Raw genomic sequence first — 6,909 nt, forward strand, 5'->3', positions numbered from 1 at the left:
CAACCTCAATTCGTTTTGCTGGCTAATGTCTGTTTTAAGGCATCAAGATTAGCCTGAACCAGCGTATTGAGCAATTGCAAATGATCTCCGCGGCTGTTCAAGGCTGGAATATATTGATACCGCTCTCCACCTTGAGACAAAAACAATTCAGCATTCTGAATCGCCAGTTCCTCTAAAGTTTCTAAGCAATCCGCTGAAAACGCCGGACTCATAATTTGCACCGATTTCACACCCTGCGCCGCCCATTCGGCCAGTAAGACATCGGTATACGGTTTCACCCACTCTTGTTTCCCAAAGCGGGATTGGAAACTGATCGCCCATTCGTCCTCCGCTAGGCCTAATTCGGCCGCCACCAACTGCCCAGTGATACGGCAGCGGTCGGCATAGGGATCGCCTTTATCGGCATAAAGTTGTGGAATACCATGGAAAGACATTAACAGCTTTTCAGTCACCCCATGTTCAGCACGGAAATCGCGCACACTTTGCGCCAAAGCCTGAATGTATAAAGGGTGCTGATAATAATCGCGAATAATGCTCAGCCCTGGCAAATTGCGCTGCTTTGGAATCCACTTCGCGAAAGCATCATATAAGGGCGCGCTGGATGTTGCCGAGTATTGCGGAAACAAAGGAAAAAGTACAATATGATCTTGCGGGTTTTGACTCAACTCAGCAAGCAAAGGCTGAATGCCGGGATTACCATAGGTCATCGCAGGAACAATATTCAGCTCAAACTCAGGATATTGCAAAATCAACTGCTGTTGTAACGCGGCCACTTGAGTCAGCAAAATTTCTCGCATTGGAGAATCGCTGCCCCACACCATCTCATAAGCATGGGCAACGCGTTTCGGGCGAAACGGCAAAATAAATAAACGGAGAATAATTTGCCAAAGCGGTTTGGGAATTTCAATCACCCGCTGGTCTGACAAAAACTGATCCAAAAAGCGACGCACTGCTGAAGCTGTCGGTGCATCAGGCGTTCCCAAATTTGCCAAAATAACAGTAACTTTTGCTTTTGTTGCAGTAGACATTCAACCCTCGTGGCTCGTTTTCGAATGTCTCTACTGTAACAGTTTTCAGTTCATTATCTAAATGGATAACTACGAAGATTGAAATTGAAAAGGCCGATCCTTTTCCAATAAATTACTCTCCAAAAGTTTCATCGCCTTCGGGGTCAACTGCCAGAGCATGCGCTGACGATCATCTCGACCCGACTGAACAATCCAATCATTTTGACGCATTTGCATTTTGATACTGTGCAAAGCACGAATATTAATTTGTGAGCGCGCAACAGCATGGGCACGAGGCATTTCTAAGCGTGCATCATTTAAACCAGTTTCGTTTAAATATTCATTAATGCGTTTGGAGAAATACTCTTCAGGAGTTGGGTGAATAAAGGTTGTCCCCAAAACCGAGAGTAATTGCGCCCAAGTCATCTGCTTTTGAATTTTCAGCTCTTTAAAATTGCCATCTTGATAGGCATGCATCCGATAATCAAATGCAAAAAATTCATGCATAGCCACTTTGGGTAAAGACAAAAATGGATCGACTTCACGTTTACCCGCTTCAGTTTCCAATTGCACCAATTTGGCTTTGAGTTTATCAATTTCGTCATGCAACACTTGGGTGTTCTGCGGACGTACCCAACCCGATACAGGATAGCGCTCTAGCATTTGCGTCATATTCAAGCGAACGGCCATTTCCAAGTCACGCATGGTGCGATAAGTGAAAACCTGATCGACTTCGTTTTGGAGTAGTTTTCTAAACTCTTTGAATTTTTCACGCAGCTCAGCTTTGTCGTCATGTAAACATAACTCACGGGCATCAGGATCATCATGCATAAATACAATAATCGGCTTTTGTTTGGTGACCGCATAAATGTATTCGAGATGCATATAGCCCACACCCGATACAGACTGTTCCCCATATTTGCTGCCCAGCAACAATATGACATAGTCACAGTCATCGATCTGACGACGTGCAAAAGCCGTTGAAAGTGGTGTCCGTTGTTCTAATCCCCAAGAAAAAAATCCCATGCCCACTAAAGTTTGGGCCAAAATGATCCTCTCTGGCTGCATCTCGCTTCCAGAGGTGGTTATAAACACTTGATAACGCTTATCGAGCATCGGTTATCCTCATTATTCTTCGCAGCGTCCCATCCCCCAAATTCCATTAGATAGACACTGTGACTAACTCAAGCATATTAGGTTGCATTTTTTGACTATATATCAAAATACTCGACTTATTTGTTTAAAAATTAATCAGATATGTTTGAAATAGTCCAATTTAGTTCTGGTTCAAGCAAAAGTTGTAAGATAGGTCTCAAACTTTCTGCATTATTTCCACTGACATAACATTCAATTCGAACATCACCATCATGATTTTGTTCAAATAATAACTCATTTTTGATTAAAATACGGGCTGTTTGTCGTGCAACTGCCAGTCCAGAGTCAATTAATGTCAGTTTCTGACCAAAAATAGATTGTATCGCTATTTTCAAAAAAGGGTAATGGGTACAGCCTAAAACTAAGTAATCTGCACCCTGATCAACAACCGGTTGTAAAATATCTTTTAACGTGGCTAAACATGCCGCACTCATCTGTGCGCCGCTCTCAACAAAAGGCACTAAATCTAAGCAAGTCACTGGAATCACTGTGACTCCCGAAGGCTGTGCAAACTTTTCCACCACATCTTTAATGAGCTGCCCGCGAAAGGTCGCAGGGGTCGCTAGAACGGCCACGGTTTTGGATTTGCTTTGCAATACCGCAGGTTTTAGGGCCGGAACAAGGCCGATAATGGGGAAATTGTCGCCATAGTGCTTGCGTAAATAATCCAAACTAAAGGCTGAAGCGGTATTACACGCCACAACTGCAACCTTACAGCCTTTGCGGTAAAGCCACTCAATCGCTTGTGCTGTCAATTCTCGAATATTTTGATCATCGCGCGGCCCATAAGGCACATGTGCGGTATCGGCAAAATAAATAAAGCGTTCATGCGGCAAATGCTTGGCAATTTCTTGAGCGATGGATAAGCCACCTATTCCTGAATCAAATATCCCAATTGGCGTATCGGCTGTCGCTTTTGGCATGGGGTTGATCAGAGGAAATAAGGGCTGAATGGCACTCATGAGGACTCGTTGCAGTATAAAGTTAAAAGATCAATCAAGCTTAAACCTCAGGTGCCTAATTGCAATAGCAAATCACCACTTTGTAAGCACAGTTTGACCTGACCCTCCGCATCGTCGCTTAGCTCACCCATTTCCACCAAATGAAAAAAAGCAGCACGCTGAATCAGTGCATTGATGCCAAAGCGAACATGCACATAAGGACGCAGCTCCCCTTGGAAGGCACGCATAAAAATGGGATGGGCTTCATCGACGATCACCACATCATGCGTGGTCGTGGTCAGTTGTAGGTAGATTTTTCCTGCAATTTCGACTTGATCGACCTGATTGACAAATAAAGGCTCATCTTCAACCTCGATTTCAATCTGCTCGACCGGAGTTTTGAGATAAAACTTATCTTCTTCTTTCCAAAGTACCGTTGCAAACAGCTCAATCATGGCTTGGCGTTTGATCAATTGACCTTCGTGCCACCATTCTCCATTGGCTAAAACCTTCAAATCCATTGTGCCACAATGCTTTGGGTGCCATTGATCTAAAGGGGGGATTGACCTTTTGTGACCGGACTGTCCACCTTTTATGTATTGTGCAATATCCGTTAAGTTTTTATTATCAGCAATAGCTACTTTTTTCGTCGGATTTGCTGAGTTGTGCTGCTTATCCATAAAATTCATGCCTGTCTGACGGAAAAATAATATGATTCAGCCAATTGGCTAGAACTTGGTTTAAACCTATACTAGCTCACAATATAAAAGACACGATGATAAATTTTGTGTCTGGGAACTAAGAACACTCATGGCAGCACCGTTCTTTGAGTCAAAACGGTTGCCACCTTTAACCATATGAGGAGTCCTACATGGAACACATCGAACGTGAATCGATGGAGTTTGACGTAGTCATCGTTGGCGCAGGCCCTGCTGGCCTTTCTGCTGCGATTAAAATTCGTCAACTTGCAATTGAAAACAACCTTAATGATCTGTCCGTTTGTGTCGTAGAAAAAGGCTCTGAAGTTGGTGCGCATATCCTTTCAGGTGCTGTGCTCGAACCGCGTGCGATCAATGAGTTGTTCCCTAACTGGAAAGAAGAAGGCGCGCCTTTAAATGTTCCAGTAACTGAAGATAAAACATATTTCTTAATGTCTGCTGAAAAGTCACAAGAAGCGCCACACTGGATGGTTCCTAAAACCATGCATAATGATGGCAACTATGTGATTTCACTCGGTAACGTGGTGCGTTGGTTAGGCCAAAAAGCTGAAGAATTAGAAGTTTCTATTTTCCCAGGTTTTGCTGCATCTGAAATTCTTTATCATGCCGATGGTACGGTTAAAGGTATCCAAACCGGTGATATGGGGATTGGTAAAGATGGTGAACCAACACATAACTTTACCCCGGGCTATGAACTACATGCCAAATACACCATTTTTGCGGAAGGCTGTCGTGGTCATTTAGGTAAGCGCCTGATTGCCAAGTTTGATCTCGATAAAGATGCAGATCCTCAACACTATGGTATCGGCATCAAAGAACTGTGGGAAATTGATCCCGCAAAACACAAGCCAGGTTTGGTGATGCACGGTGCAGGTTGGCCTCTAGCTGAAACTGGTTCTTCTGGTGGTTGGTGGTTATATCACGCTGAAAATAACCAAGTCACTTTGGGTATGATCGTAGATTTATCTTACGAAAACCCACACATGTATCCATTTGCAGAAATGCAACGCTGGAAAACGCATCCACTGATTAAACAGTATCTTGAAGGTGGTAAGCGTATTTCTTATGGCGCACGTGCTGTGGTGAAAGGTGGTTTAAACTCTCTGCCGAAGTTCACCTTCCCAGGTGGTTCTTTAATTGGTGATGATGCAGGCTTCCTAAACTTCGCTAAAATTAAAGGCTCTCACACTGCCATGAAATCGGGCATGTTGTGTGGCGAAGCGGTATTCGAAGCGATTCAAGCAGGCGTTGAAAAAGGTGGTGACCTTGCCATTGCACGTGTGCTTGAAGGTGAAGACTTCTTTGCAAAAGAGTTAACGGCTTACACCGACAAGTTCAACAACAGCTGGTTAAAAGAAGAGTTATATCGTTCTCGTAACTTTGGTCCAGCAATGCACAAATTTGGCACGTTCGGTGGTGGTGCATTTAACTTCATCGACCAGAATGTGTTTAAGGTCCCGTTTACACTGCATGACTTAGTGCCTGACTTCAGTACACTGAAAACTGTAGATGCGGCAACATTTAAGCCGAACTATCCAAAACCAGATGGTAAGTTGACCTTTGACCGTTTATCTTCAGTATTTGTATCAAATACTGTGCATGAAGAAAATCAGCCAGCACACTTGAAACTGACTGATGTTTCTATTCCTGTGAATGTAAACCTACCAAAATGGGACGAGCCAGCTCAGCGCTACTGCCCTGCTGGTGTTTATGAAATTATGGAAGAGAACGATGGTTCGAAGCGTTTCCAAATTAACGCGGCTAACTGTGTGCACTGTAAAACGTGTGATATTAAAGATCCATCTCAGAACATTACTTGGGTAACTCCTGAGGGTGGTGGTGGTCCGAATTACCCGAATATGTAAATTGAAAACCCGCTTCGGCGGGTTTTTTTATCATCAAAAACTTAATTTCCTGAATCTCTTAAGCTTCTCATTGCAATCTAATCTACAAATGAAACTCTTGGATTTAATGTTATTTTATTATTAACACCTTTATTCTATTGATAGAAATCACCCACCTCTCTAATACTATCCAAATCAGTTTATTTTTACGTAAAATCATTATGTGTTATTTTATGATGACATCATATTTTTTCTTAAAATTAGTCATCCCACCAAAAGCTCCACCTCTAAAATTACCATCTAATAAAATATAATAATTACCTTTAACTTTAGGTACTCCATATATTCTTATAGAATTTTGATAAAGAAAGTCATTCTCCCCTACTTTTTCTATATTAATACCTGAGTTATCAGGCAAATCTATTTTAATAACAAGTTCACCAAATATATTTAGCTTCTCAATTTCTATTCTATTATCATATTTCTCGCCATACTTCATTTCTGGCAAATTATTAGGTTCAATCTTTATTTGATGACTGCAACCTAAAATAAAAAAATACTAACAAGATACCCAGAGTAAAAAAACTTTTTCATATTTTCCTCACTATCCAAATAAAACCCATCCAAACTCCCTTGATAGTTAGCTATTTTATTATTGGCTTCAAATGATTTTTTTCCAAACACTCTCGTTTCAGACTCGAAGTAAAAGACTTTCCAGCCATTCTTATTTAATTTCTTTACAACTCCCTCTTAAGAAAAAAATTATTTTTTCATTAATTTTTTTAGATTTTATATTACTAATATCAAAACCTATATCTGTAACGCCTTGTTTTGGATAGTTAGCATCTGAGACAAAAACTAAATTATTAAAAACTAAAACTGTGTGGTCATATCCATATTTTAAATTTAATTTTAGTTTACTTTCTTCATTTACATTTAAGTTTGGTCGGGCTTTGTTGCACAAAGATTTGAAATGCAAAGCGCCCCTAATTGAGCCAAATTTAAGGCGTAACTTGGGTAAGTGGTCGACCTAATTCCGTAAATCTGTTAAGGACTGCTACACGTGCATGGATTTCATTCACTTGGCTATCAAAACTCCTTGCACTGAGTTTATCGCCTAATAATTTGATGCAATGCATCTTAGTTTCAACCAAACTTCGACGATGATAGCCTGACCATTTTTTCCATAGTGTCCTGCCTAAACGTTTAATTTTTCGAAGTAATTCATTTCGCTCTAGCGAGC

At 41.3% G+C, this 6,909-nt stretch carries 8 protein-coding genes; 1 reads left to right on the top strand and 7 read right to left on the bottom strand.

Annotated features, from left to right (window positions below; all coding sequences use genetic code 11):
- Nucleotides 1-5: 5 nt before the first annotated feature.
- The 4 genes from hemH to MF4642_RS03100 form a co-directional block, all read right to left on the bottom strand.
- A complete protein-coding gene (hemH, locus tag MF4642_RS03085) occupies nt 6-1,028 on the bottom strand; it encodes a ferrochelatase (RefSeq protein WP_078425276.1) in 1,023 nt (340 codons plus the stop codon).
- A gap of 69 nt (nt 1,029-1,097) precedes the next feature.
- Nucleotides 1,098-2,123 carry a DUF4062 domain-containing protein gene (locus MF4642_RS03090; RefSeq protein WP_004692624.1) on the bottom strand — a complete coding sequence of 342 codons (1,026 nt, stop codon included), beginning with the start codon at nt 2,121-2,123 and terminating at the stop codon, nt 1,098-1,100.
- Nucleotides 2,124-2,254: 131 nt separating this feature from the next.
- Entirely contained in the window at nt 2,255-3,124 is an 870-nt protein-coding gene (murI, locus tag MF4642_RS03095; RefSeq protein WP_078425277.1) for a glutamate racemase, read from the bottom strand.
- A 47-nt stretch (nt 3,125-3,171) separates the two neighbouring features.
- On the bottom strand, nt 3,172-3,783 hold the full coding sequence (locus MF4642_RS03100; protein WP_078425278.1) for a DUF1285 domain-containing protein: 612 nt from the start codon (nt 3,781-3,783) through the stop codon (nt 3,172-3,174).
- A gap of 191 nt (nt 3,784-3,974) precedes the next feature.
- Between MF4642_RS03100 and MF4642_RS03105 the strand changes: the two genes are divergently transcribed.
- Nucleotides 3,975-5,687 carry an electron transfer flavoprotein-ubiquinone oxidoreductase gene (locus MF4642_RS03105; RefSeq protein WP_078425279.1) on the top strand — a complete coding sequence of 571 codons (1,713 nt, stop codon included), beginning with the start codon at nt 3,975-3,977 and terminating at the stop codon, nt 5,685-5,687.
- 205 nt (nt 5,688-5,892) lie between these two features.
- Here the strand turns inward: MF4642_RS03105 and MF4642_RS03110 are convergent, their stop codons facing one another.
- The 3 genes from MF4642_RS03110 to MF4642_RS03120 all read right to left on the bottom strand — a co-directional run.
- A complete protein-coding gene (locus MF4642_RS03110) occupies nt 5,893-6,165 on the bottom strand; it encodes a hypothetical protein (RefSeq protein ID WP_078425280.1) in 273 nt (90 codons plus the stop codon).
- Between the two features lie 225 nt (nt 6,166-6,390).
- A complete protein-coding gene (locus tag MF4642_RS17110) occupies nt 6,391-6,645 on the bottom strand; it encodes a hypothetical protein (protein ID WP_227518503.1) in 255 nt (84 codons plus the stop codon).
- A 22-nt stretch (nt 6,646-6,667) separates the two neighbouring features.
- A partial coding sequence (locus MF4642_RS03120) for a transposase (RefSeq protein ID WP_161489504.1) occupies nt 6,668-6,909 on the bottom strand: 242 nt, incomplete at its 5' end.

It is taken from the genome of Acinetobacter sp. MF4642 (assembly GCF_002018925.1).
Taxonomy (GTDB): Bacteria; Pseudomonadota; Gammaproteobacteria; order Pseudomonadales; family Moraxellaceae; genus Acinetobacter; species Acinetobacter johnsonii.

Excerpts from the sequence above, each read along its gene's own strand:
- hemH (WP_078425276.1), bottom strand. The coding sequence starts at position 1,028 with ATGTCTACTGCAACAAAAGCAAAAGTTACTGTTATTTTGGCAAATTTG.
- MF4642_RS03090 (WP_004692624.1), bottom strand. The coding sequence starts at position 2,123 with ATGCTCGATAAGCGTTATCAAGTGTTTATAACCACCTCTGGAAGCGAG.
- murI (WP_078425277.1), bottom strand. The coding sequence starts at position 3,124 with ATGAGTGCCATTCAGCCCTTATTTCCTCTGATCAACCCCATGCCAAAA.
- MF4642_RS03100 (WP_078425278.1), bottom strand. The coding sequence starts at position 3,783 with ATGGATAAGCAGCACAACTCAGCAAATCCGACGAAAAAAGTAGCTATT.
- MF4642_RS03105 (WP_078425279.1), top strand. The coding sequence starts at position 3,975 with ATGGAACACATCGAACGTGAATCGATGGAGTTTGACGTAGTCATCGTT.
- MF4642_RS03110 (WP_078425280.1), bottom strand. The coding sequence starts at position 6,165 with ATGAAGTATGGCGAGAAATATGATAATAGAATAGAAATTGAGAAGCTA.